A 25823-nucleotide genomic window follows, 5' to 3' on the forward strand; every position below is an offset into this window, starting at 1 on the left:
TACGTAAAAGATAAGGGACAGTGTACTTTCTCAGGAATTTTTTCTTAGAATTGTAGTTCTGTTTTAAACGAATTGTATTTAATTTAAAAACTAAAAACAAAGCATCATGGCTGAAACAAATCCAACTGCTGCAGTAAAATCTACTTCTGTTCAGGCAAAGAAAAGCAGCAATCTTATTTCATGGGTCGCTCCAATTGTGTGTATCATCGCAGGTTATTGCATCTGGCGTTTTATTATGGGTGATCCAAGTGGGTTTAAAGAACCCTCAACAGAGGGTGGAATGTTTCCGACCCACCACAAACCAAAGGATGCCTTACACCGTATTTACGAAGGTGGTGTCATCGTTCCGTTGCTTATTGGAATGCTCCTGATGGTTATCGTATTTTCTATAGAAAGATTCCTTACTATTCAAAAAGCATTGGGAAGTGGTTCTATTGCAGACTTCATTCGCCGTGTGCAGTATCACCTGGCTAATAAGAATGTTGACGCAGCATTAAGCGAATGCGATAAGCAACGCGGATCTGTTGCCAATGTAATGAAAGCAGGTCTTCGCCGCTACAAAGAAATGATCTCAGAGCAAGGAATGAATACAGACCAGAAAGTGCTGGCTATTCAAAAAGAGGTAGAAGAAGCAACTGCTCTTGAATTGCCGATGCTTCAGAAGAATCTTGTATTCTTATCTACTATTACATCAGTTGGTACCCTTATCGCCTTGTTGGGTACGGTAATTGGTATGATCAAATCGTTCTCAGCCTTAGGTGATGAGGGTGCAGGTGGTAATGCCAGCCAATTGGCGGTAGGTATCTCTGAGGCCCTGTATAACACGGCTCTGGGTATCGGTACTTCAGCGTTGGCACTTATAATGTATAACATATTTACTACCAAGATCGATTCTATTACATACGGCATTGATGAATCAGGTTTTACGCTGACTCAAAGTTTTGCTTCTTTGTATAAATAATACAGGAAAGCAGTATGGATTTTTGAAACCTTTTCATCTAATAACTAAACAATTTAAACAATGCCAAGTGTCAAGATACCCCGGAAGAGTACGGATACGGACATGACCCCCTTTGTGGACGTGGCCTTCCTGATTCTTTCATTTTTCATGCTGGCTACCAAGTTTAAGCCGCCTGAAAAAGTACCTATTGACCCTCCCGGCTCGGTTAACTCTGACCAGCTTCCTGAAAATGATGCTGTAATGATCTCGATTGATTCTGCCGGCAGGGTTTTTTATGCAATTTTATCTCAAAAAGAGCCCAAATTCAAAGTTGATGTATTGAAGAAGCTTAATACGCTAAGAGGACTTAATTTAACTCCTGAGCAAATAAAAAACTTTGAAAAAGTATATGCGATCGGTGTTCCATTTAAATCGATTGGCCAATTCTTGAGTGCCTCGGATGACCAAAGGGATAAATTTCCTGAAGAAGGAATCCCTGTTCTTGATTCGGCCACCAATGAACTGGCCTGGTGGATCAATGCCTCGCAGGCTGCTTTTGCAGATAAAAACATGAAACTAAAGGATATCCTGATCAAAGGAGATGGTCGTTCCAAATACCCGGTATTTGAAGGAATTGTCAGCGCATTAAAACGTAATGATGAATTTAAGTACCAGTTGGTCACATCTTTGGAAGGAGTGCCTTCGGGATCGGATCTGGATAAATATAATAAGAAGCCAAACAATAAGTAGAACACAATTTTATTAATCTAAATAAAAATAGATATGGCTAGTATAGATAGCGGTGGCGATGGCGGACATCATAAAAAAGGCCGGGGAGTAAAGAAAGCCAAAAAACTTTCTACCCGCATTGATATGACGCCAATGGTGGATTTGGGTTTTCTGTTGATTACCTTCTTTATTTTCACTACGACCATGTCGAGCCCCACTGCATTAAAACTCAATGTACCTAAAGACACTGATAAACCAGAAGAGCAAAACAAGGCTAAAGAGTCTGGTGCCCTCACCATTATGCTGGGTAAAGGAAATAATGTTTACTATTATGAAGGCCAGTTGAAAGTAGATGCGACTGGAAATAATTTCAAAGCAGCCAAAATGGGAGATATAAGAAAAATTATCCTGGATAAGAAGGCTGATGTTATTTCCCGCTACAGAAGAGACCAGGCATGCATCGATAAGAAAATGGGAGATTGGAGACAGAAAGGGATAGAGGGAAAGTATTTAAAAGATGCAGAGGAATCTTGTGAGCAGGAAGATCTTGTGGTCGTAATAAAGCCTACTGAAGAAGCTACTTATAAAAACACAGTGGATATTCTCGATGAAATGACTATCTGTCGTGTACTTAAGTATGCAATGGTGAAAATAGCACCTGCAGAATATGAGCTGATCAAAGTAACAGAGGGTGGTACTCCGGGTACTCAGAAATAAAAATTTATGGAAAGATGTTGGAATCAGCATCTTAAATAAAAATAAAAAAACAAAATGGAAGCCAATAAAATTCTTTCAGCCGATTTACTTGACCTGATCTTTGAGCACAGGAATAAGGATTATGGTGCTTACCAATTACGTAAGACCTATAACAGGCGTATTACAAAGGCTTTGCTCATTACTGCGAGTGTGGCCCTGCTGGCTTTATTGGGCTCTTTTATTGTCAATAAAGTAAATGCTTCAAGAGAAAAAATAAAAAAGACAGAGGTGACGCTTACTGAAATAGCACCCGAAGAAGAAAAGAAAGTAGAACCACCTCCGCCACCTCCGCCGGTAGAACCGCCGAAAGTGGAAATGAAACAATTTACTCCTCCAGTAATTAAGAAGGATGAAGAAGTAAAGGAAGAGGAGAAACCACCAGAGCAAGAAGAATTGAAAGATGTGAAGATCGATGTTCAGAACCAGGAAGGTGTAAAAGATGAAGCACCTACTGTATCCAACATTGATGAAGGAAAACAAGTAGTAGAAGAAAAGAAAGAAGAAGATGAGAATAAGATATTTGAGAAAGTAGAAATAGAAGCTACTTTTCCTGGCGGTACCGCTGCATGGAGAAAATATCTGGAGAAAAATCTGAGAGCAGAAATTGCAACTGAGAATGGTGCACCTGCTGGTACATATACTGTCAATGTTCGTTTTGTTGTGGACAAAGAAGGTAATATCAGTGATGTGAGGGCATTGACAAGTCACGGTTTTGGAATTGAAGACGAAGCTGTAAGGGCAATTAAAAAAGGTCCCAGATGGTCTCCAGGTAATCAGAATGGAAGAGCCGTAAACTCTTACCATACTCAGCCAATTACATTTGTAGTAACTGAAGAATAAGCTTAAACACAAATAACAAATTATAGATCCCCGGTAACAACCGGGGATCTTTTTTTATGTAGTGTTTTATTAAATAGCAAACTGCTGTTGTTATAATATTAACCTGATAAATTTTTTGTGGAAGGTTTTATTAAATGCATCTGATTATTAAAACCACGCTATATGGAATCCAAAAAAATTTTGTCAGCAGATCTGCTTGACATTCTGTTTGAGAACAGAAACAAAGAATACGGTGCTTATCAACTTAGAAAAACATATAACAGCCGTATCAGGAAATCACTAATGATCACAGGCTCCTTAGCTTTAATTGCCCTGTTAAGTTCCTTTGTTGCCAGTAAAGTTGACAAGGATAATGAAAGACTTCAGAAAACCGAGATCACTCTTACTGAAATTACCCCCGAAGAAGAGAAGATACTTGAGCCGCCACCACCGCCACTTCCTGTGGAGCCTCCCCGTGTGGAAATGATACAGTTTACTCCTCCTGTAATTACAAAAGATGAGAATGTACCTGAGGATGAAAAACCACCTGAACAAAATGACATGGAAAATGTAAAAATTGATGTTCAAAACCAGGAAGGGGTGAAGGATGATTTTCCAACTGAAGCAACACTTGATGATGGTAAAGGAGTATTAGAAATTAAAAAGAAAGATGAAGAACCAGATTTCTTTGAGAAGGTGGAAATAGAAGCCTCTTTCCCGGGAGGTTTTGCAGCCTGGAAAAGATATCTTGAAAGAAACCTGAAACAGGAGACTCCAACTGATAACGGAGCACCGGAAGGAGTTTATAAAGTTAATATCCGGTTTATAGTAGATAAGCAAGGTAATGTGAGTGATATAACTCCCCTGACAAAACTTGGGTATGGACTTGAAGAGGAAGCGATCCGTGTAATTAAAAAATCAGATAAATGGGTTCCGGGAAATCAAAATGGAAAATCCGTTGGTTCTTATCATACACAGATAATAACCTTTATAGTTGAAACGGGCGGCTGAGAATAACACCTTTTATTTAGTAAACCCCGGAAATCTCCGGGGTTTCTTATTTCATAAAATCTATTCCGGCTAACTTTGGCAGCATGAGCAGGTACACGGGTTGGGATGATACAATTGTTGCATTGGCTACGCCTCCGGGCATAGGTGCTATCGGAATAATTCGTTTGAGTGGCAATAGATCATTTGAGATCATCACCCGGATTTTCCCAGCTAAAGATTTATCTGCACAGGCATCACATACATTACATGTTGGTTTTTTAAAAGATGATGATAAAATATTGGATGAAGTTGTGCTTTCACTTTTTAAAGGACCTAGATCTTACACAGGAGAAGATGTGATTGAAATAAGTGCCCACGGTTCACCATTTATTCAGCAACAAATTATTGATACCTGTATTAAATACGGCGCCCGGTTGGCCAAGCCTGGCGAATTTACACAACGGGCTTTCCTCAAAGGAAAAATGGATCTTACACAAGCTGAAGCTGTAGCCGATCTCATTGCATCCAACACAAATGCTTCTCTAAAAACCGCATTGAATAATATACGTGGAGGTTTTTCTGTTCAATTGAAGGAACTGCGTGAACAACTGGTAAAATTTTCTGCCTTGATTGAACTCGAACTGGATTTTAGCCAGGAAGATGTTGAGTTTGCTGATAGGAAGCAGTTCCATGACCTGATCAGTCAATTATCACAGTCAACTAACCAACTGATCAATTCATTTCAGTTAGGTAATGTAATTAAGAATGGGGTAAGTGTGGCAATTGTAGGCAAGCCGAATGCGGGAAAATCAACTTTATTAAATGTATTGCTGAATGAAAGCCGTGCTATCGTAAGCGATATTGCCGGAACAACAAGGGATACAATCGAAGAGATAATAAATATCGATGGAATACTTTTTCGTTTGATCGATACAGCAGGCATACGCCAGCATACAACAGATACAATAGAGAAAATAGGAATGGAAAAAAGCCTTGAGAAAATAAGAACGGCCGATATTGTATTGTATTTGTTTGATGCAACAGAGGAAACGTCTGAAGAACTTTCAAAGCGGGGTGCAGATTTTAAAAAAGAAAATATCAAGTACTTGTTTGTTGCAAATAAAGTAGATAAAGGTGATGAAGCGGCGTTACGAAATAAATTCTCTTCTGTTGAAAAGGTCATCTATATTTCTGCAAAACACAGCCGGCACACTGAAGTATTAAAGGAAAAAATGATAGATATGGTAATGGCAGGTCAGGTGGAATCAGAAAATACAATTGTTACTAATGCCCGGCACTATCATGCATTGAAGGAAGTAGCTAAATCACTAACCGAAATTAAAAACGGGCTTGATAATAAATTACCAGGTGATCTGCTTGCATTAGATATCCGTCGTTGTTTACATTATTTGGGTGAGATAACAGGGGATATCACAAATGATGATCTACTTGATTATGTTTTCTCCAAGTTCTGTATCGGAAAGTAACCATCATTTGGCAAATGCAGATTCTACGCAATTACTACCGATTTTAAAGTATAGAGATGTCAAGCCTATTGAAAATAAAAAACTTTTTGAATGAAAAAAATAGCTTTGTTTTATATAATTGTCGTGTTATTAGATACGTCCGTTTATGCTATTAATAAATCAGATACAATATTAAAAACTGGATGGTTGGTTTATTATCATGATCATATCATTTGGTTTGAGTCAAATCTTAATAAAAACTCATCACACAATACTTTTTTTTCGCAAAAAAAATACAATAATGGGTTAATGATAGATTATAGTTTTGATGCACATCGATTTAGTTCAATTGCAACAAAGCATAAAATTAATGTGCTGTTTTATGATAGTACATCCACAAGTATGCCTGATTATACATTATTGGATAGTATTTATTTAGTACCAGTAGTGGCAAAAACTGTGGCTGAATCAAAACCTATCTCCGAATTACTTCAACCCAGAGGATTAACATTTAGAAATGGAAGCGAAGTAACACTTATATACAATTTTGATGCGAATTATCACATACTGAATATTCAATTACTTCGAAAACGAGATATTAAAAAGCTTAAGAAAATAAAGTCTAACTTACAATAAAATTGATGGGGTTCAATAAAAATAAAAATAATTGACTATCGGGGTCAATATAAAAGATTCTTTAGCTTATCAAGATTTGTGATCAGAATTTTCCCTTCTTTTATTTCAATAAGTTTTTCGGCTTTAAAATCACTAAGTGTTCTAATTAATGATTCGGTTGCAGTTCCAACATAATGTGCAATATCTTCTCTTGATATTTCTATTGGTTTGTTTTGTCCGTCGACATTAAATTTCTCCAGAATGTCAACAAGTGCTTTTGCAACTCTTTTACGTAATGAACTATAAGCAAGGCTAAGTAATCTTTCTTCTTTCTCTTTTACATTCTTTGTAATGATCTTTATAAATTTCGCAGCTATATTTAAATCCCCAAAGACCATTTTATGAAAATCCTCACGGGGTATTTGCATTATCTCTGCATCTTCAAGTATAACAGCGCTGTCATCATAGTTTTTATCTTCAATTAAGGCTGGGTAACCAATAAAATCTCCTTCGCTGAAAAGATCCGTGATGTACTCTTTCCCGTCTTCGTGTGTTTTAATTCCTTTCACTTTTCCCTTTACAACGTAGTATAGAAGTTTTGGCCGTTTGCCTTCCTGGTAAAGCGATTGTTTTTTGCCGTATGATTCAATGTTATATTGATCTGCCAATTGTTTCATGAGGCCACTATCCTTAACGTCTTTTATAAATTGCGATAATCCCTGTTGCGAAGAAGCGTATTTGTTCCCAAGTATTTCAGCCTTTTTTAACCTGATCTCAATTGCATTTAGCAGTTCAATATCTTCAAATGGTTTTGTGACATAATCGTCAGCTCCCATTTCCATTCCTTTTCTAAAATCGCTTCTTTCTGTTTTTGCGGTTAGAAAAATAAATGGAATGGTCTGGGTATTCTCATTTTTTCTTATCATATGCAGTACTCCATAACCATCCAGTTCCGGCATCATGATATCGCAAATAATTACATCAGGTTTTTCTTTAATGGCGATATCAACTCCTTTTTTCCCATTCTCAGCTGTAAAAGTTTTAAAGCCGGCCAAATCAAGGATCTCAGCGGTATTTTCCCTGATGTCTTTATTGTCTTCGATAACAAGAATTGATTTCATGAGTTATTGTTTGTAAAATTTGGAAACGTTATACTTATAATGGTTCCTTCTCCTAATGTACTTTGCAATTTAACTGTTCCATTTATCAGGTCAATATATCTTTTTACGATGTGAAGCCCAAGTCCTGTTCCCTGTATATTAGTAACATTTGATGCCCTGTAAAACATAGTAAAAAGATGTTCCTGGTCTTTTTTAGAAATGCCGATACCTTTATCCACTACAGTAATAGTATTTTTTTCATTGTCACTCATTCCCGAAACTGTAATTGGCGAATCTTCTTCTGAAAACTTTGCAGCATTGCTAATTAAGTTGATCAGGATATTTCGTACTAGTTTCTTATCTGAATTTATTTTTTCATTTCCTTGATAGCTAAAATCAAGTTTTTGCCCCGGCTTCAATACCACCTTTACTTCGCTAAGGGTCTCAGTGATCATTTCTTTGAGATTGAATTCGCCAGGATCGGCGCATATTCTACCCTCATCGAGTCTACCTAAGGAAAGAAAATCTTCAAGTATATCATTAAGATGTTTTACGGAATCTTTTATGCGATTGATATGTTTATCTCTTTTTTCCTGGTCATTTTCATTCGTATATTTTGATATCAATGTTGCTGAAGATAAGACAGCACTAAGCGGGGTCCTGAATTCATGGGAGGCCATCGAAACAAAACGGCCTTTTATTTCATTCAATTGTTTTTCCTTATCCAATGCTTCATGAAGTTCTGTTTGCGATTCTTCCAGTTTTTCGAGTGCTTCTTTAAGAATATGAGTACGTTCATCAACTTTTTTTTCAAGTTCTGTATTCAATTTGCGGATCTCGAATGTCACTTTCTCCAATTCATTTTGCTTTTTTACAAGATTCTTTTCGGCTTCCTTTCTCAATGTAATATCAACAATAAATGCAATGACAAATAATTCATTGTTGTTCGTATAATGACTTAAGCTGATCTCAACAGGAAATTCCTCACCATTTTTTTTTAATGCAAAGAGGTCTCTGCCTGCACCCATTGATCGGTTGGATGGATTATTATGAAAACCCTCTCTCAAAGTTTTATGTCTTGGTCTGAAATTACCGGGGATCAACACTTCCACAGGGAGGTTTGTCAATTCATTGTTGTTATATCCAAACATTTTTTCAGCGGCAGGGTTTGCCAGTATGATAAGGCCGCGACCATCAGTCAGAATAATTCCTTCCGTTGCATTTTCAAACAAAGAGGTCATGTGTGCCTGGTCAAGCATTGCAGTTCTTAATTATTTGCCTCAAAGTAAACTAATGTCATGAAAAAAGTAAATTCAAATTTGACCAGGTAAAAAGATCTATATGTGAGCAATTTCAGGTTCATTTATTTCCTCAAATTTTCTCACGGATTCGATCAATGGTTCTATATTTTCCTTTTTTACTTCATTGAAGTCTGTCAACATCTTCTTTTTCTCAACCGGGTCTTTTGTTAGTCTTGCTCCCATTTTTAACAAGAATCGATCCCACCAGGAAAGATTTTTCATTTTCATTTTGCCTTGCAGATAAAAAACCTCAGCTTTTTGTAGTAGTTCCTGTGGCAGACTTGCTATGTTATAGCTTTCTCTTTTTTCTTTTTGATCAACGGGGCTTGCAGCTACCTGGAATATAAAAACTTTTGTGGTAGTTAATATAGCAAGATTTTTCTTCACCCATTTTCTTATCTCAAGTTTGCCAATATAAACACTCGAACCAATGATGATATAATCATATTTGGGCCATTCCCTAAGCTGAAGACGATCAACCGAAACGACGGGCATTTGTAATTCTTGTCCTATCCACATAGCATATTGTTGGGTGGCGCCGTATTTACCTTTATAGATTACAAGACCTCTCATGATTCGCAATTTAAAAGGTTTAGAAATCAGGTTTAAGCAGCCGTATTGACCGCTGCATGTTGTTTTGAAATTACTACCTCAGGATGCAGAACGATCTCTGCGTTGATAGAATTAGAAATAAGACAATACTTCTTTGATTTTTCCATGGCAATCCGGGCTTTTTCTATATCAGGTTCGTTAGCTACAAATGCTTTTGGATAAATATGTATAAAAGTGAATTTATATTTACCATCAATGATTTCAACCTGGCCGGTAGCTGTACATTCAAAACCCGTATTTTCAATCTTAAGTTTGTTTACAAATACCAGGTAGGTACTCATAAAACAACTTATAATTGAACTTAGAAATAAATGTTCAGGGCTCCAGTCTCCTTCAGGCCCGCCAAACTCGGGCGGAGTAGAGACTCTAAAGGATTTTTTTCCTGAATTCAAACTCACAACCCCGGATTTATCAGCAAGCCAACTGAGTTCTGTTGAAAATATGACCGGCTTATTATTTTTTAATGGCATAGCAGTATTCTTTGTATCAAAACTACTGTGGCCTAAAGCGATTGATAATGACCTAAGTCAAAGAGAAGGATGATTTTAAAAGGGAATACTGAAACTCAAACCCAACTATTCTTCAATAAAAAAGCCGGTGACAATCACCGGCTGTAGTTATCTTTTTCTTTATTTTATTTAAGTGTTCTCATGTAGTTCACCACTGCCCAAATATCATTTTGATCAGCAATTTTCTTTTTGAATGATGGCATGTCTTTACGTCCTTCGGATGTTTTATAAAATAAAGCGCCATCAGTTTCCGATTGAGTTGCAGGTTTTGTGAAATCACCAGATTCGGTATCAAGCTGTGCTGCTTTTGGTCCATCACCTTTTCCTTTTGTGCCGTGGCAAGATTTGCAATGTGTTGTAAACAACTCTTTACCTCTAGCAATAGAAGTTGCATCAGATTTTACGGGGTTGGCCATGTTTTTATACTTATCAGGAACCGGCCATGGATCGTTGGTGGTTTTTGGCGAAAAGGCCATTAATACAGTTACAAACATTACGGTAAACAGGATGGAAATATACTTTTTCATGATTCAGGGTTTTTTGTTTTTGATGAGATGATTAAAGTTACATTTTAGTTGCTTATGATGCATTTTTTGGTTCTTCTTTTCTTAGGCGGAATAATTCAAATATAATAACGATATAGTGGCCCCACACAGCTGTCATCAGAATCAGGAATGTGATTGGCATCCAAAGAGGAGGAAGTGTGCTCCACAATGCACGGGGCATGGCTTTTAGTTCATCAGAAACAGGGGTTCCCCATGGTTGTGTAACGGCTGCTTCTAAATTCCCGTACACTTCATTTTCGTCGAGCTTTGCCAACAGTGTAATATTCCCCTGTGCATCCCCAGGAAGATTGTTTGGAATTTCTATTGTTGCTTCACCCGCTTCATCTGTTTTCCCTTCTCCTAACTTCAGGGAACTGAACATTCTTTTTACAAAAACTCCAAGATCTGTTTCTGGTACTGCTGTTTCTTTGCCAGTGCCAAGGTCAATTAATTTTACTTTTACAGTTAATAGTGAGTCTTCTTTTACAGGTGTGATCTCGAGCCTTGCTCTTTTTACTGACACTAATTCTTCCGCTGATTCGATCGAATCTTTACCCGTAAGACTTGCTTTAAAATTTAATTTACCTTCTTTATCAGTTGTTAATTGATCGGGTTTACAATTCAATATTGCTACTCCTTTACTATTGGTAATAACATCGCCTAATTTTTTTGCTGTTGAATCGGAGCCAACTGTAAATTCAATTTTAAATCCAGGAAGTTTGGTAAGCGTTCCGCTGACCTTTGCCTGTACGGTAGCTTTCAGATATACACTGTTATCACTTTTTTGAACACTTATAAATGAAATTAGCGGAGCATAAGTCGTTTTTTCTTTTACTTCTTTTTTAGCTAAACTATCAGCTTGCGCCATTAGTTTTCCCGGCGCAGAAATTATCAACGCCAGGAAACTAAAAGTTAGTAGTTGAATTATTTTTCTCATAATAAATAAGTTTATGTCGGGGCGATCTCACTTTCTGGTGCAGTTATTTTTTCTTTTGCTTTCTCTTTGTTTTCAAATTCAGAAATAGGTATAATGGTCACAAATTTTGACAGCAGAATAAAACCTAAAAAGAAAGTAGCGATACCTGCGAAAGTCAAAGCCCACTCAACCCATGTTGCTGAATATTTTACATACTCCAATCTTGTATCCTGCATAGGTAATAAGGGTGTTTCAAGTGTCGGTACAATGATCAGATAACGTTTTACCCAAAGTGCGATCACCATAAAAAAAGATGCAATGGCGATCCAACCCGGTTTTCTTGTCTTGGGAAAAGCAACAATAAACATCGGGAATAATATGCCAGCTACATTGGCAAATAAAAACCACCACCCATATTCTGAGAAGCTGAATAATTTATGAATGACTTCACTATTCCATTTTTCAGAGCCAAACCAGTCAGTGAGATATTCAGAAAATGTAAAATAGCCATACGCTGCGCCCAGCACAAGCATGATATACCCGAGATAAATAAAATGTTTATCATGAATGTAATCATACAGGTTATACATTTTTCTGTAAACCCACATCGCCATTATCAATACGCCTGTTCCGGAATAAATTGCTGCTAAAACGAAATAAGGTCCAAAGATGGTGCTATGCCAGCCTGGTCTTAGCGTCATACCAAATATCCATGATAGCACAGAGTGAACAATGATCGCTAATGGAACGATCATGATCGCCATCAGGTTTGTTGAAATAGCAATATGTTTATTCTGACTTGGCGTACCACGATAACCTATAGCCAATGCTTTATAAACTTTTTGCCTCCACTTAGGGATTTTTAGTTTTGCATCACGATAGATCGCAAAATCTTTTATTAATGCGAGATAAAGAAAAATAACACTCCCGGTAAAATAAGTAGTGATGGCAAATACATCCCATACAATAGGCGATTGTAATCTTGGATAAAGTATCAAATGATGAAGCCTGTCAAGTCTTCCAACGCAAAGGAGAATAAAAACGGGGCCGATTATTGTTGAGATCACGGTGATCATTTCGGCAATACGGATGATCGGTTTTCGCCATTCAACCTTTAGAATATGAAGTACGCCTGATATAACGGCACCGGCATAACTGATACCAATAAAGAAAATAAAATTGGCAATGTATAAACCCCATACCACATTATCCCGCATACCAGTTACAATATGTCCGGCAGAATTCTGTAAATACAATGCATAACCCCCTACTATGATCCAGAGAAGAAAAAATATTGTCCACCCCCAGGATTTTCTGCCAAATTTTTCTATATGTGAACGTTGATCTTCGAATGCCTTTTGTTGAAAAGAATTGAGCTGCATAAAAAAAATTTTCTCTTAATAGATCAATTATGGTTGTGTTATTTTTTTCCTTCTTCCATTACATCTTTAAATCTTGCTTTCAGGTTATCAGGTAAATTATCATAACCTCTTTCTACCGGGAATTGCCTGTCTTTTGGTGGTAAATAATAAACTCTTGGTTTTGTGCCAAGGTCTTCCATATAGCGATAACCACTCCTGTCTCTTATTAATTCTGTAAAACTTACAGTTTCATCACCATTAGTAACTGCATCTTCATTTTCATCGCCAAAATAGAATACTCCATTGGGGCAGGCAGATACGCAATCAGGCAACAGACCCTGCCTGGCCATATCGGGACAGAAGTCACATTTTTCAACAGTGCCTACTTTACTTGGCACACTTGTTTCAGGGGTTCCAACCAAATTTCTTATGTCAAGGTCTTGTTTGGGTTCTTCCCAATTAAATACACGGGTGGAATAAGGACATGCTGCCATGCAGAATTTACATCCAATACATCTTTCATTATCTATTAATACCAATCCATCCTGGCGTTTAAATGTTGCGTTAACAGGACAAACCTTTACGCAGGGAGGGTTATCGCAATGAAAACAAGTTTTAGGAAACCAATAAGGTGATGACGTCTCATTATCTTTCATCAGCTTTATACTTAACCATTCTTTTTCTTCCGGTAAATGGTGCATCTTTTGACAGGCACTAACACATTTACGGGCATTTTTGCAACGGGCAAGATCGATCACCATTACAAATTTTCTTCCCGGGATCCCATTTCTTGCCTCCGCACTTGATACTACACTTGCATGGTGATGATGAGCTTGTATATATGAAGAATCTATTTCCACAATTTGGCCATCAGGTGAAAGAAGTTTTACTTTTTCACTACTTGCTGCCTGTTCAGCTTTTTTGCTACCGCATGAACAAGCAAGACTGCCACATGCTGTAGCAGCTACAGTTGCTACAGCAGCAGTTTTTAAAAAGTCACGGCGTGATTTATCGTTTATTTCTTCCTGTTTCATTGTGCAGTTTTAAATGTTGGTTTAAATTTCATTGTCATTCTTGGAGGGATTCTTCATCCACTGCAGTATTTCTTTATTGTTCACTTTTTGTTTGCTTGCAGCATCAAGAACATCTTTATCAACTTCCACCAGTTTTCCATCTGCGGTAAGCATTTTTACTTTTTCTTTTTTTGAATTCAGGAGATCTGTAAAGAATGACCTGCGGGATTTGTTATCAGGTTGTTTGTTATTGCCCATGATTTATCTTTTTTAAGTTAAGATTTTTTCAAAAGGGGTGGAAAACGAGAAGGCTAAAGTATCGGATGTAAAAAGTTGTTTCTATGATTGAATGAGGAAGTTATGTGATTTTGGTCACTTTGCTATATGATGTTCAACAAAAATCTGCACAGCAAAACAATTCTAGTATATTAAAGATAAATAAAAAGGATACATATAAATAATACCAAATACCAGATTTGATAATCCTGAGTTACAAACATTGAAGAATTATTTTTTAGTTCAATTACCTGATTATTTCTAACTTTAGCCAAGGATAAGGCTTGAGACACGGGTAAAAATTAACCGTACAGATATTTTCTTAAGCGGCATAGCACTTCTGATTACTAGTATATTTTTTGAAATTCTGTCTGCACCTATTTAATTAATGTTTAATTAGTGTTGATTAGGCATGTTTAATTATGGATATTAGACATGTGCCTGATTAATATCATGTTTTCTTTTGCTACTTGTCATGGAATTGTCAGGCTTGGTACAGATATTTTTGAGTGTTGTATTAGTTACTAATTATTCTTTCAATATAATCTTTATTCAATCAGCAAAATTAGCTTTATGAAAAAAGTCTCAATTATCAAGGCTGTTACCATCTTCATTGGTGTTCTAATGCTCACCCATTCATTATTTAAATGTACCAAAGTGGGTGATAATATTCAGCACCTGGATCGTTCTTACCCGAGCATCCCCGACTCCACTATTTATGCAGCATTCAACGATAATTACACCATTCCATCGGCTGATGTAACACCAGCAACCAATGATGTAATAAAAATGAGGGGTGTTCAGACTATTGTGCATGAGTACTGTGGCACATCAAATTGCCATGGTGGTCCGATCAGTCCAAAATTTAATTCCTATGCTGATGTTATGAAATATGTAGTTGCTGGTAATCCATCCGGAAGCAAATTATGGGAAATGATCACTACAAATGATTTTAACAGAGCCATGCCCCCGGTAAACAGTAATCACGAATTAAATACAAAGGACAAAGCCATTATTTATAACTGGATCTATAATGGAGCAAGGGAAAATCCAATCTTGGCTGATTTCAGACCGGCAGCCATTCGCTTAATTAATGACGGTTGCGGATCTGCTAATTGCCATAACCAGGGTACTGTGGCTGGCTCATGGGCAGAAAAAGGTATTTTAGGTACTAGATATTCTATCGTTACTACAGATACAGCCTCTTTTTATATCTATGATGCAGCAACGGGTGCACAGAGCCGTTATTGCCAGTTTATAAATCAAACCAAGCTCAACACCATATGGAATGATTATAAAGACAGCGTAAAAACATATTATAGCGATACCATAGGTAAAGCCTCATTCCGGATTCTAAAAACTTTTACTACTCCATGGACCACCGCTTCACGAAGAGGTCCTTTAGGCAGCTATGATGATGTTCTTATGGATATATATATTCCCAAAAATATACGGAGTAACTCTTCAGTAGTATATACAAGTCCCGGGGGAGTGCAGTATTATTCCAAATCAGATCCCCTCAACAGCAACGATTGTTTTATCAGGAGAATTGACTCAACACTTTTGTTTCTCAATCCTCAGACAGGAACTGTTAACAGTGTCAACGGATCAATGGCTTACCAGGACGGAGGCTTGAAGCCATCCGAGATCGCATTGATCAAAGCATGGTATTTCGCAGATCCTAATATTCCCGATGTATGGAAATATGGTAAAACCAATACCGGTATTTTCAAATATGCCAAATCAGGAAACTTAATTATCAGACGCTAATCCTATCAGCTCATTTAAAAATTTCAGAATATGAAAAAACGTTTAATCATAGCAGCAATGGCATGTTCAATGATGTTTTACTTGTTGTCATCCTGTTACAAGAATAAAGTAGATATTCAGCAAATTCCCAGGGTATCATTTCGTGCAGAAGTTATTCCAATCGTTACTGCGGGTGCCTGCGGATGTCATAATAATTGTACTACCGGGCAGGTCAGATTTTCATGTAAGGATACCATTTATTATGATGCTATTTCCTCCAGAGCATTGTCACATTTTGGTCCATGGGTAAATGGTGGTTCACACCCTGGTGGGGGTAATATTGACTTTAATCCAAATGAAAAAGCTATCATCAGAGAATGGGTAGCGCAAGGTCAACCTTTTGATGATGGTGCAGGCTGCACAGTACCAACAGTAGTTACTTACACAAAAGACATAGTACCTATTTATAACACTACCTGCAAAGGTGGAGCTTGTCATGGTGGCATTGCTCCTGTTCTGGATTATAACAAACTGGTAAGCAATCAGGATAAATTAATTGCTATGATGAACAGCGGCGGAGCTACTGGTCACCCCGGAGGGCCTATTAGTTTATCCACTTGCGTTACTAATACATTTATTGCCTGGATCAACCAGGGTATGCCTAAATAAATTTCCCAATGAAAACTTCTTCAATTAATACTACTAAAACAGGATATATGAAAAAGATAATATTGCTATTGGTTGCAGGATTGAGTTGCTGGTTTGTAACTATGGCCCAGGATAGTACCGAAACTGTAACCCAGGAAACGGTAAAACCAAAATATGCCCGGGCAACTTTTAATGCCACTAAGATCATTAACCTTCAGAGCACTGAGATAGTGCCTAAAGAAGTGCTGCAGTTTATGGTATCTCACCATTTCAGTTATTTATGGAATAAAGATCAAACAACAGAGCAAAACCTTGCACAATTTCTCGGCATCAATTCCGGTGTGGCCCGAACTTATTTGTCTTTTGATTATTCGGTTACTGATTATGCAAACCTTGGTTTTGCTTTAGCAGGAAGTTCTAAGTACGAAGGTTGGGCCAAATTCAGAATTATTCGTCAGCAAACGGGACCTAAGAATTACCCCGTTACTGCCACCTGGTATTCTCTGGCAAATGTGGATTTTGCCCAGACAAAAGGAACCGGTTCTGCATGGGATAAATGGTCTTTTCTTCATCAATTGCTTATTGCAAGGAAGATGTCAGACAAGATCTCGTTGCAGTTAGTTCCATCGCTGATCTTTTTAAATAAAGTTCCTTATGGTATTAACAACAGCAACTTTGTTTATTCAATCGGCGCAGCAGGAAAATGGAAAGCCACTCAGAAAATGAATGTGACTATGGAATACACCCGCCAGTTAAACATGTATAAAAATATAATTGACGAAAGCGGTGCTATCACACATTACAGCCCTGACCTGTTGTCATTGGGAATTGAGATCAATACCGGTGGTCACCTTTTTCAATTCTTTGTTGGCAATACAATGAATTCTTCCAACATTGATCAGTTAGCGAAAAATACAGGATACCTTAAAGATGGCAATCTTGCATTTGGATTTACCATTAACCGGAGTATGAGTCTGAAAAAAGATAAAGAATAAGTAAAAGAATATGCTTTTTTAAACAAAAGAGGGTGATTAAAAATCAACCTCTTTTGTTTGTTAGTATACTGAAAGATGAAATGTTCCACTACACTTTATTTTTCAAAAGCTCTTTTTCAATTGCTATTGCTTTTGGAAAAAGAATATTACTCTCCAGGTGAATATGCTGAGTAAGATCATTATCCAGCTCACGCAGTTTTGCAAAACTTACCCTATGACTTACACATGCATTGGTAGGGGCTGTATAATCATTGGTTAGCGTCCTGAACTTACGCAAATGTTTCATTGCAGATTCATGCTCTTTATCCATTACCTCTTCCACGGGTTTACGTAATGTACGTACAAGCAGACTTGCATACGATTCTTTGGTAGTGAAGGCATGATAGATCTGTTTAATATAAGGAAAGAGTATCTCTTCTTCCTGCTTCATATGCGGAAATACTTCTTTATATAATTGGTTAAATGAAATTTCCAGTTCAGCGAGGTTGGGATATTTTTGTATATGCTCTTCTACAAAACCTTTCAACATAGTTTTTATTTCAGGCATGGAATGTTTCATATAACTGTGGTGGACATTGACAATATAATCTGCCAGGAAATCAACAGGCCATTCATCAAAATTAAGATTGTTGGACACTTGTATATTCCGGGTAGCTTTTTCCAGTTCATCTTTCAGCACATTTACATCAATTCCCTTCATCATACAAATGTTGTCCAATGACCATTTGGCACCACAGCAATATTCAATATCGTGCCGGCGGAATACTTCAGCAGTACGGTAATCCTGTTTTACAATTTCCGATACAAAGGAATGTTCACTTATCTTGTTACTGTTTAAAAACATAGTCAACGGTTGCTGTTTTTATAATATTGGATAGAAAATTATATCTATTTAAATTCCTCTAGAATGATTTTTATCATCTTGTCCATGACGTTTTAAGCTGTCACCAGGCTTCGTATAAATGCCGGTTTATCATCTTTCAGTAGATCACTGATTTTGGTTTTATTAAATACTTCTATCATCTCGTTTTTGGTGGCCACTACCTTGTGATGCAGCGGACATGGATTATGTTCATTACATTTTTTAAAACCAATTACACAAGTATTAAATAGTTCCTCACCTTCTATCAGCATAACAATTGCCATTACCGGGGTCGACAGGGTATTCTCATTTAAAGCATAGCCACCTGCATGTCCTTTTGTAGAGTCAATAATGCCTTGTTTGGATAGCCGCTTCATCACCTTACCTAAAAAATGGCGTGGCACATCCAGTTGCGCAGCTATTTCCTGCAACTGGATATGTTTTTTTTCTTCTTGCACAGCTGCCATATATAATATGCTACGCAATGCATACCCGAATGATTTTGACAAAACCATAATTATTAATAAAGTTTAAAAATATCAGGCCGTTAGTCACTTATGCCTGATAAACATCATTCATTTAAATGATGTATGTCAGTTTAGGGAGAATGCTGCCTGGATATTTTTGGTCTTCAAAAGACAAGCATGTCCTTTAATTTTTTAAATAAAAAATCAACGTCAATGAAAGCTTCGAAAATTTTTATCACTGCGCTGCTTACTTGCAGCACAATTTTATTTATTGCCTGCGGTGGTGGTGTGCAAAAAGAAGAACCTGTAGACATTACAAAACTTACTGATGAAAAAGCTGAGACTCATGGAACAGAAGTGAAAGAGTCCGACATCACTTTGTCTAATCCTTTAAATGCGGAATGGGTTTCAGCCGGTAAAGGGTTTTATGAACTGAAATGCCAGAGCTGTCACCGCCTGACTGAAGAAAAATTAGTTGGACCAGGCTGGAAGAATGTAACTCAAAGAAGAAAACCTGTTTGGATCATGAATATGATCACCAACGTGGAAATGATGCTGGAAAAAGATGCAGAAGCGCAAAAACTACTGGAGTTGTGTATGGTTCGTATGCCTAACCAGAATTTAACACAGGAAGAAGCAAGAAAGGTAATTGAGTTTATGCGTAATAATGATGGGGAGAAATAAGAATTTATAATGCTAAATAATAAAATATGAAACCGCTTTTTAAAATTTCACTGGTGCTTGCACTGATCGGACTTATATCCATGCAGGGCTGTACACCAAAGGGCACGAAGGCTTCTGCTGGCGGTGACGCAGCAAAAGCTTATGTAGCTCCCGGTAAATACGATGAGTTTTACAATTTTGTATCGGGAGGTTTTAGTGGACAGATGAGTGTGTATGGATTGCCTTCGGGTCGTTTGTTCCGTGTTATTCCTGTTTTCTCTGTTGATCCGGAGAAGGGATGGGGATACAGTGAAGAAACTAAACCAATGCTGAATACTTCGCATGGGTTTATTCCATGGGATGATCTTCACCATATCGCATTGTCTGTTACAGATGGTACACATGATGGCCGCTGGGTATTTGGAAATGCTAACAATACTCCGCGTATTGCCCGTATTGATTTAAAAACATTCCGCACAGCAGAGATCATTGAGATCCCCAACAGTGCTGGTAATCACTCTTCACCTTTTATTACTGAAAACTCAGAGTATGTTGTAGCAGGAACACGTTTCAGCGTACCAATTGGTGATAACCAGGATGTACCTATTAATACCTACAAACAAAACTTCAAAGGAACTGTAAGTTTTATTGGTGTTGATAAAACGTCCGGTAATATGAGTATTGCTTTCCAGATACTCACACCCGGTATCAACTTTGACCTGGCCCGTGCAGGTAAAGGCAAATCACATGATTGGATGTTCTTTAGTTGTTATAATTCAGAAAAAGCAAATACGCTACTTGAAGTAAACGCTTCACAAAAGGACAAAGACTTTATAATGTGTGTGAATTGGAAGAAAGCAGAAGAATATGCCAAAGCAGGAAAAGGAACAAAGAAATCAGTAAGGTATGCACATAATAAATGGGATGAAGCAAAACATATGGCAACTTCAACAATGGAGAATGAGGTTGTTGTACTGGATCCTAAAGATTGCCCCGATATGGTTTACTTTATGCCTTGTCCTAAATCTCCGCATGGTTGTGATACCGATCCAACCGGTGAATATATTGTTGGTAGCGGTAAACTCGCTGCAGTAATTCCTGTTTTCTCATTTACAAAAATTCAAGCTGCAATCGCCGCTAAAAATTATGATGGTGAATTTGATGGTATTCCTGTTTTAAAATACGAAGCCGTATTACATGGTGAAGTACAGAAACCAGGCCTCGGACCATTGCATACCGAGTTTGATGGAAACGGGTTTGCTTATACTTCATTCTTTGTTTCATCTGAAATAGTGAAATGGAATATCAAAGATTTAAAAGTTGTTGACCGTGTGCCTACTTATTATTCTATTGGTCACTTGTGTGTACCGGGCGGTCCAACTAAAAAGCCCTGGGGTAAATATGTGATCGCTTATAATAAAATTACAAAGGACCGTTACCTGCCAACAGGACCTGAATTAACACAGAGTGCACAGCTCTATGATATCAGTGGCGATAAAATGAAACTTATTCTTGACTTCCCAACAATTGGTGAACCTCACTATGCTGAAGCAATTCCTGCAAGTTTGATCATGAAGAATTCAACTAAGATCTTTAAAATAGAAGACAATGCAAACCCATGGGTAGCTAAAGGCGACAATTTTGCAAGAGTAGAAAGAAAAGGAAATGAAGTGCATGTATATATGACATCAATCCGTTCACATTTTACTCCTGATAATATTGAAGGAGTGAAACTGGGAGAAGTTGTTTACTTCCATGTTACTAATCTTGAGCAGGATTGGGATATACCACATGGCTTTGCTGTAAAAGGTGCTGCCAATGCAGAATTATTAATTATGCCGGGTGAAACTCAAACACTGGCATGGAAGCCTGAGAAAGTTGGTGTGTACCCGATGTATTGTACTGACTTCTGTAGTGCACTGCACCAGGAAATGCAGGGATATATAAGAGTAAGCCCTGCCGGAGCTAATGTGCCATTAACATTCAGCACAGGTAAAACTGAACCAACACCTGCAGCAACAACAACCGAGAAAAAATAAAATCTATTGTTATGAGAAGAATAATAAATCTATTGACCGCTGTTTTGTTGTTCGTTTTTATTTCTTGCAACAATAAACCAGCTAATGAAGCAACTGCAACAACTGATGCAACTGCACAACCCGAGGGTGGGCAAGCAGCCGTACAGGATGATGTTTCAATGAAAGATGTTGTGAAAATAGCTGTGGGCTCAAAGGATCATACCACATTAGTTGCTGCATTAAAGCAGGCTGAATTGGTAGATGTATTGGCAAACCCTGGTCCTTTTACCGTGTTTGCACCAACCAATGCAGCTTTTGATAAACTGCCTGCAGGTACTGTGGATGGTTTGATGAAAGATGATAAGAAAGCCGACCTGCAGAATATTTTACAGTATCATGTTACTACCTCATCATTGAAGGCAGATTTCTTTAAAGATGGAATGACGATCGGTATGGTGAATGGCGGAAACATTACTGTAAGTATAAAAGATGGAAAAGTGATGTTGAATAATTCAGCAACAATTGTTGCATCTGTCCAGGGATCAAATGGTATGGTGCATGTGATTGATGGAGTGTTGCTGCCGAAATAAGTTTTTTGTTTTAAGGTTTTATATAATACGGGCTGGCTTTACCAGCAGGTTAGCCGGCCCTTTTAACTATTGAAACATGTTACTCAAGTCTACTCCCTTAAGCGTTACTTCAAGAATACTGGTGGCATTTGCATCAGGTGCATTGGTTGCGGCATTCTTTCTTCCCGTCTGGCGCATTGATCTATTTGCCCCCCAGTATCCAGAAGGATTAAAGATGAATATCTGGATCAACAAACTCACCGGCGACGTAGATGTGATCAATGGATTGAACCACTATATCGGGATGAAACCATTTTCAGCAGCAGATTTCCCGGAGTTTTCTTACCTGCCTTATGTAGTTGGATTTTTTATGTTGCTGGGTATGCTGGTTTCTATTACAGGTAATAGAAGATTTTTGTTTTTATACCTGTTGTTGACTGTTATTGGAGGTGCATTGGCAATGTATGATTTTTATATGTGGGAATATAATTATGGACATAATCTCAATCCCACTGCACCGATCCAGGTTCCCGGCATGTCTTACCAGCCTCCGTTATTTGGCCATAAGAGGCTTTTGAATTTTGATGCGTATTCATTTCCGGATGTCGGTGGATGGATAGTGATCGGTGCTGCAGGTATGGCTTTTGTCGTTTGGTTTTTGGAGTGGTATAAACAAAGAAAAGTCTCACGTTTAAAAATCACAACAGCATTACTACTGCTGCCACTTATATTTTTTTCTTCCTGTAGTGTACAGCCCGAGCCTTTTAAATATGGAACTGATAATTGCCACGCATGTAAAATGGGAGTGATGGATCCGAAATTTGGCGGAGAGATCATAACTACAAAAGGCAAGGTTTACAAATTTGATGATATCATTTGTATGGTACGCTTTCTGAAATCTGATGCAATAAAGAAAGAAGATATAAAGCAGAATTTGGTTATCAATTTTAAAAAGGAGAATGAATTTATTGATGTAAAGAAAGCTTCATTTTTTATAAGCAATGACCTGAGAAGCCCGATGGGTAGCAATGCTGCAGCATTTATATCGGACGAAGAAGCGAATACTGTAAAAGATAAAATGGAAGGCCAGCTCATGAAATGGGATGAGGTCTATAAAAAAATTCAATGATGAAGTTTTTGCTCATCATATTGCTATTGAACATTTCTGCAACTGTATCGGGCCGCACAATTATTGTTGGCGCTAACGAACCTGTAAAAACACTGAAGCAGGCGATTGCTGTTGCAAAGGACAATGATACTATCAGGTTGTCACCTGGTATTTATAAAGAAGGAAATATTATTCTTACGAAATCCCTCACACTTATTGGCGATAATGCTATTCTCGACGGGGTAAGCCAGTTCGAGATACTTACCGTAAGTGGAAAGAATATTGTTATCAAAGGAATTCAGTTTCAGAATTCCGGTTATTCTTCTATGAATGATTATGCGGCTTTGAAAGTTATAGATGCCAGTTATATTGTAATTGAAGGAAATAAATTTCTCAATTCCTATTTTGCCATTCATCTTAATAATTCAACTTTTTGTACGGTTCGGAATAACCGGATCGCCGGATCACCTAAAACAGAACAAACAACAGGTAATGGTATCCATCTTTGGAAGTGTAATAATGCTTTGATCGAAGCTAATTTCATCACCGGCCACAGGGATGGTATCTATTTTGAATTTGTTAGCCACTCAACGATCCAAAAAAACATAAGCCAGGAAAATATCCGATATGGGTTGCATTTCATGTATTCAAATGATGATGTATACCTCAGCAACACATTTCATGATAATGGCGCAGGTGTGGCAGTGATGTATTCCAAAAAAGTGACCATGCAGTTCAATCATTTTGAGCAGAATTGGGGGGCTTCTGCGTATGGCCTTTTATTAAAGGATATTTCTGACAGCTATATAAGCAATAATACTTTTTATAAAAACACAGTGGCACTGCATATGGAGGGAACCAGCCGTATCGAAGTGGAGAAAAACATTTTTAAGGAAAATGGATGGGCTATGAAAGTGCAGGCAAGTTGTGATAATAATAATTTTCATCATAATAATTATTTCGGGAACACTTTCGATATAGCTACAAACGGCACTATGGTGTTAAATAAATTTTACAATAACTACTGGGATAAATATGATGGGTATGATCTGAACAAAGATGGATTTGGTGATGTGCCTTATCATCCAGTAAATATGTATTCAATGATCGTGGAAGAGAATCCGAATGCATTGATACTGCTCAGAAGTTTCACTGTTCAGTTGCTGGATAAAGCTGAAAAAGCAATACCGAGTTTAACTCCTGAAAATTTAATTGATACGCAACCAACGATAAAACCCAACAAGCTATGATCCGGATTGAAAACATAAGCAAAAAATTTAAACGGTTACAGGCACTCGATAGGGTCAATGTCGAGTTTCATAAAGGCCAGGTGGTTTCATTGATTGGCCCTAATGGTTCTGGGAAAACAACATTGATCAAATGCATTCTCGGAATGGTGAGACCAAACAGCGGACGCATTTCAGTGAACAATGAATATATCGGAGAAGACCCCCGTTACAAAAATGATATTGGTTATATGCCACAGATCGGCCGCTATCCTGATAATATGAAAGTGGGTCAGTTGTTTGAAATGCTTGAAAATATACGCAATCAATCCGCTGATCATTTAGATAAAGAACTGATCCACCAGTTTCATCTGACGACAATATTTGAAAAACCTATGAGAACCCTGAGCGGTGGCACAAGGCAAAAAGTAAGTGCGGCAGTTGCTTTTTTATTCAATCCGGGTATTCTTATACTGGATGAACCGACTGCCGGCCTTGACCCGCTGGCTTCTGAGATCCTGAAAGAGAAAATTCTGAAGGAAAAAAGAAAAGGTAAACTGATATTGATCACATCACATATCCTGAGTGACTTGGAAGAACTGACCACACATATTATGTATATGCAGGATGGTAAAATGGAATTTGTAAAAGATATGCAAACACTACGTGAAGAGACCGGTGAGTTGAGACTGAGCAAGGCTATTGCAAAAATCATGAAAGGGGAAAGCCTGGGTACTACATGGATCGAAAAAATTCTGAATCCTGGAAAGTAAAAACGAAAACAATGCTAAAGCTATCACGATATATACTTTACGACATACTCCGCAATAAAATAATTATTGCTTACACATTATTCTTATTGGTGATTTCCATCAGTATGTTTCGTATGGAGGAAAACAGCAGTAAGGCGATACTCAGCCTGATGAATATAATACTTATCGTATTGCCGCTGATAAGTCTTGTGTTTACAACAATTCATTATTATAACTCTTACGAATTTATTGAGCTGATGTTGTCACAGCCCATGAGCCGCACAAGAATTTTGTTGAGTGAATACAGTGGCATTTGTATTTCACTGCTCACCTCTTTCTTTATTGGTATTGGTATACCGGTTTTATTGTATTCCCCGGATGCAACTGGCATTGCATTATTGTTCACGGGTTCTGCGCTAACACTGGTGTTCACCTCGCTGGCATTTTTTGCATCCGTTATTTCAAGAGATAAAGCAAAAGGCATTGGCATTGCATTATTACTCTGGTTTTATTTTACATTGATCTATGATGGAATTGTTATGCTGATATTATTTGCATTCAGTGATTATCCATTGGAAAAATTCACATTGGTATTATCGGCACTGAACCCGGTTGACCTGGGCCGCATCTTCATCATGCTGAAAATGGATGTAAGTGCATTAATGGGTTACACTGGTGCCTTGTACAAAGATTTCTTTGGTGGTGGCTGGGGTTTATTATTTACAACAGGCATCATGTTCCTCTGGGTGGTACTGCCGTTATGGGTTTCAGTCAGGTATTTTAAAAGGAAAGATTTATAGATTTTAAAAAAATATACA

28 protein-coding genes are annotated in these 25823 nt (G+C 37.6%); 17 read left to right on the plus strand and 11 right to left on the minus strand.

Annotated features, from left to right (window positions below; translation table 11 throughout):
• The first annotated feature begins 106 nt into the window (after nucleotides 1–106).
• The 7 genes from E6H07_08830 (at nucleotide 107) to E6H07_08860 (ending at nucleotide 6336) form a co-directional block, all read left to right on the plus strand.
• Nucleotides 107–961, plus strand: coding sequence for a MotA/TolQ/ExbB proton channel family protein (locus tag E6H07_08830; protein TMI65991.1), 855 nt, complete (start codon nucleotides 107–109; stop codon nucleotides 959–961).
• A gap of 60 nt (nucleotides 962–1021) precedes the next feature.
• Nucleotides 1022–1690: a biopolymer transporter ExbD gene (locus tag E6H07_08835; GenBank protein ID TMI65992.1), complete on the plus strand. Its 669-nt coding sequence runs from the start codon at nucleotides 1022–1024 to the stop codon at nucleotides 1688–1690.
• A 33-nt stretch (nucleotides 1691–1723) separates the two neighbouring features.
• The gene (locus tag E6H07_08840) at nucleotides 1724–2386 is read left to right on the plus strand and encodes a biopolymer transporter ExbD (protein TMI65993.1); all 663 of its coding nucleotides are present in this window, start codon (nucleotides 1724–1726) and stop codon (nucleotides 2384–2386) included.
• Nucleotides 2387–2440: 54 nt separating this feature from the next.
• On the plus strand, nucleotides 2441–3265 hold the full coding sequence (locus E6H07_08845; GenBank protein TMI65994.1) for an energy transducer TonB: 825 nt from the start codon (nucleotides 2441–2443) through the stop codon (nucleotides 3263–3265).
• 162 nt (nucleotides 3266–3427) lie between these two features.
• Nucleotides 3428–4255, plus strand: coding sequence for an energy transducer TonB (locus E6H07_08850; GenBank protein ID TMI65995.1), 828 nt, complete (start codon nucleotides 3428–3430; stop codon nucleotides 4253–4255).
• A gap of 83 nt (nucleotides 4256–4338) precedes the next feature.
• Nucleotides 4339–5721 carry a tRNA uridine-5-carboxymethylaminomethyl(34) synthesis GTPase MnmE gene (gene mnmE / locus E6H07_08855; GenBank protein ID TMI65996.1) on the plus strand — a complete coding sequence of 461 codons (1383 nt, stop codon included), beginning with the start codon at nucleotides 4339–4341 and terminating at the stop codon, nucleotides 5719–5721.
• 90 nt (nucleotides 5722–5811) lie between these two features.
• A complete protein-coding gene (locus tag E6H07_08860) occupies nucleotides 5812–6336 on the plus strand; it encodes a hypothetical protein (GenBank protein ID TMI65997.1) in 525 nt (174 codons plus the stop codon).
• Nucleotides 6337–6380: 44 nt separating this feature from the next.
• Here the strand turns inward: E6H07_08860 and E6H07_08865 are convergent, their stop codons facing one another.
• The 9 genes from E6H07_08865 to E6H07_08905 all read right to left on the minus strand — a co-directional run bounded on the left by E6H07_08865 (nucleotide 6381) and on the right by E6H07_08905 (nucleotide 13930).
• Nucleotides 6381–7436: a response regulator gene (locus E6H07_08865; GenBank protein ID TMI65998.1), complete on the minus strand. Its 1056-nt coding sequence runs from the start codon at nucleotides 7434–7436 to the stop codon at nucleotides 6381–6383.
• Nucleotides 7433–8674, minus strand: a complete 1242-nt coding sequence (locus tag E6H07_08870) for a PAS domain S-box protein (protein ID TMI65999.1) — start codon at nucleotides 8672–8674, stop codon at nucleotides 7433–7435. Before E6H07_08870 ends, E6H07_08865 begins: the two co-directional genes overlap by 4 nt.
• Before the next feature lie 78 nt (nucleotides 8675–8752).
• The gene (locus tag E6H07_08875; GenBank protein ID TMI66000.1) at nucleotides 8753–9289 is read right to left on the minus strand and encodes a hypothetical protein; all 537 of its coding nucleotides are present in this window, start codon (nucleotides 9287–9289) and stop codon (nucleotides 8753–8755) included.
• A gap of 32 nt (nucleotides 9290–9321) precedes the next feature.
• Nucleotides 9322–9798: an OsmC family peroxiredoxin gene (locus E6H07_08880; GenBank protein ID TMI66001.1), complete on the minus strand. Its 477-nt coding sequence runs from the start codon at nucleotides 9796–9798 to the stop codon at nucleotides 9322–9324.
• Nucleotides 9799–9962: 164 nt separating this feature from the next.
• A complete protein-coding gene (locus E6H07_08885; protein TMI66002.1) occupies nucleotides 9963–10364 on the minus strand; it encodes a cytochrome c in 402 nt (133 codons plus the stop codon).
• A gap of 52 nt (nucleotides 10365–10416) precedes the next feature.
• Nucleotides 10417–11319 (minus strand): hypothetical protein, encoded by a 903-nt coding sequence (locus E6H07_08890; GenBank protein TMI66003.1) that lies wholly within the window; start codon nucleotides 11317–11319, stop codon nucleotides 10417–10419.
• Nucleotides 11320–11330: 11 nt separating this feature from the next.
• On the minus strand, nucleotides 11331–12680 hold the full coding sequence (locus E6H07_08895) for a polysulfide reductase (GenBank protein TMI66004.1): 1350 nt from the start codon (nucleotides 12678–12680) through the stop codon (nucleotides 11331–11333).
• Nucleotides 12681–12718: 38 nt separating this feature from the next.
• Nucleotides 12719–13693 (minus strand): 4Fe-4S dicluster domain-containing protein, encoded by a 975-nt coding sequence (locus tag E6H07_08900; protein ID TMI66005.1) that lies wholly within the window; start codon nucleotides 13691–13693, stop codon nucleotides 12719–12721.
• A gap of 21 nt (nucleotides 13694–13714) precedes the next feature.
• Nucleotides 13715–13930: a hypothetical protein gene (locus tag E6H07_08905; protein TMI66006.1), complete on the minus strand. Its 216-nt coding sequence runs from the start codon at nucleotides 13928–13930 to the stop codon at nucleotides 13715–13717.
• A 591-nt stretch (nucleotides 13931–14521) separates the two neighbouring features.
• Here E6H07_08905 and E6H07_08910 point away from each other — a divergent pair.
• From E6H07_08910 to E6H07_08920, 3 genes are read left to right on the plus strand one after another with little or no spacing between them, the layout of a single operon-like run.
• Nucleotides 14522–15718, plus strand: coding sequence for a hypothetical protein (locus tag E6H07_08910; protein TMI66007.1), 1197 nt, complete (start codon nucleotides 14522–14524; stop codon nucleotides 15716–15718).
• Nucleotides 15719–15748: 30 nt separating this feature from the next.
• Nucleotides 15749–16366 carry a hypothetical protein gene (locus tag E6H07_08915; protein TMI66008.1) on the plus strand — a complete coding sequence of 206 codons (618 nt, stop codon included), beginning with the start codon at nucleotides 15749–15751 and terminating at the stop codon, nucleotides 16364–16366.
• 47 nt (nucleotides 16367–16413) lie between these two features.
• Complete coding sequence (locus tag E6H07_08920) at nucleotides 16414–17340, plus strand: hypothetical protein (GenBank protein TMI66009.1); 927 nt, start codon at nucleotides 16414–16416, stop codon at nucleotides 17338–17340.
• An 88-nt stretch (nucleotides 17341–17428) separates the two neighbouring features.
• On the opposite strand, the gene E6H07_08925 is transcribed toward E6H07_08920, so the two are convergent.
• Together E6H07_08925 and E6H07_08930 are read right to left on the minus strand one after the other, a co-directional pair.
• Nucleotides 17429–18184 carry an iron-sulfur cluster repair di-iron protein gene (locus tag E6H07_08925; protein ID TMI66010.1) on the minus strand — a complete coding sequence of 252 codons (756 nt, stop codon included), beginning with the start codon at nucleotides 18182–18184 and terminating at the stop codon, nucleotides 17429–17431.
• 92 nt (nucleotides 18185–18276) lie between these two features.
• The gene (locus E6H07_08930; GenBank protein ID TMI66011.1) at nucleotides 18277–18717 is read right to left on the minus strand and encodes an Rrf2 family transcriptional regulator; all 441 of its coding nucleotides are present in this window, start codon (nucleotides 18715–18717) and stop codon (nucleotides 18277–18279) included.
• 165 nt (nucleotides 18718–18882) lie between these two features.
• Between E6H07_08930 and E6H07_08935 the strand changes: the two genes are divergently transcribed.
• The 7 genes from E6H07_08935 (at nucleotide 18883) to E6H07_08965 (ending at nucleotide 25805) form a co-directional block, all read left to right on the plus strand.
• Nucleotides 18883–19353 carry a cytochrome c gene (locus E6H07_08935; protein TMI66012.1) on the plus strand — a complete coding sequence of 157 codons (471 nt, stop codon included), beginning with the start codon at nucleotides 18883–18885 and terminating at the stop codon, nucleotides 19351–19353.
• Between the two features lie 26 nt (nucleotides 19354–19379).
• Entirely contained in the window at nucleotides 19380–21371 is a 1992-nt protein-coding gene (gene nosZ / locus E6H07_08940) for a Sec-dependent nitrous-oxide reductase (GenBank protein TMI66013.1), read from the plus strand.
• An 11-nt stretch (nucleotides 21372–21382) separates the two neighbouring features.
• A complete protein-coding gene (locus E6H07_08945) occupies nucleotides 21383–21940 on the plus strand; it encodes a fasciclin domain-containing protein (protein TMI66014.1) in 558 nt (185 codons plus the stop codon).
• A 76-nt stretch (nucleotides 21941–22016) separates the two neighbouring features.
• Nucleotides 22017–23048: a hypothetical protein gene (locus E6H07_08950; protein TMI66015.1), complete on the plus strand. Its 1032-nt coding sequence runs from the start codon at nucleotides 22017–22019 to the stop codon at nucleotides 23046–23048.
• Nucleotides 23048–24277 carry a nitrous oxide reductase family maturation protein NosD gene (nosD, locus tag E6H07_08955; protein TMI66509.1) on the plus strand — a complete coding sequence of 410 codons (1230 nt, stop codon included), beginning with the start codon at nucleotides 23048–23050 and terminating at the stop codon, nucleotides 24275–24277. The genes E6H07_08950 and nosD overlap by 1 nt, the downstream gene beginning before the upstream one ends.
• Nucleotides 24274–25026 (plus strand): ABC transporter ATP-binding protein, encoded by a 753-nt coding sequence (locus E6H07_08960; GenBank protein TMI66016.1) that lies wholly within the window; start codon nucleotides 24274–24276, stop codon nucleotides 25024–25026. Before nosD ends, E6H07_08960 begins: the two co-directional genes overlap by 4 nt.
• 11 nt (nucleotides 25027–25037) lie before the next feature.
• Complete coding sequence (locus tag E6H07_08965; GenBank protein ID TMI66017.1) at nucleotides 25038–25805, plus strand: ABC transporter permease; 768 nt, start codon at nucleotides 25038–25040, stop codon at nucleotides 25803–25805.
• Nucleotides 25806–25823 lie beyond the last annotated feature (18 nt).

The sequence above is a fragment of the Bacteroidota bacterium genome (genome assembly GCA_005882315.1).
Classification (GTDB): Bacteria; Bacteroidota; Bacteroidia; order Chitinophagales; family Chitinophagaceae; genus VBAR01.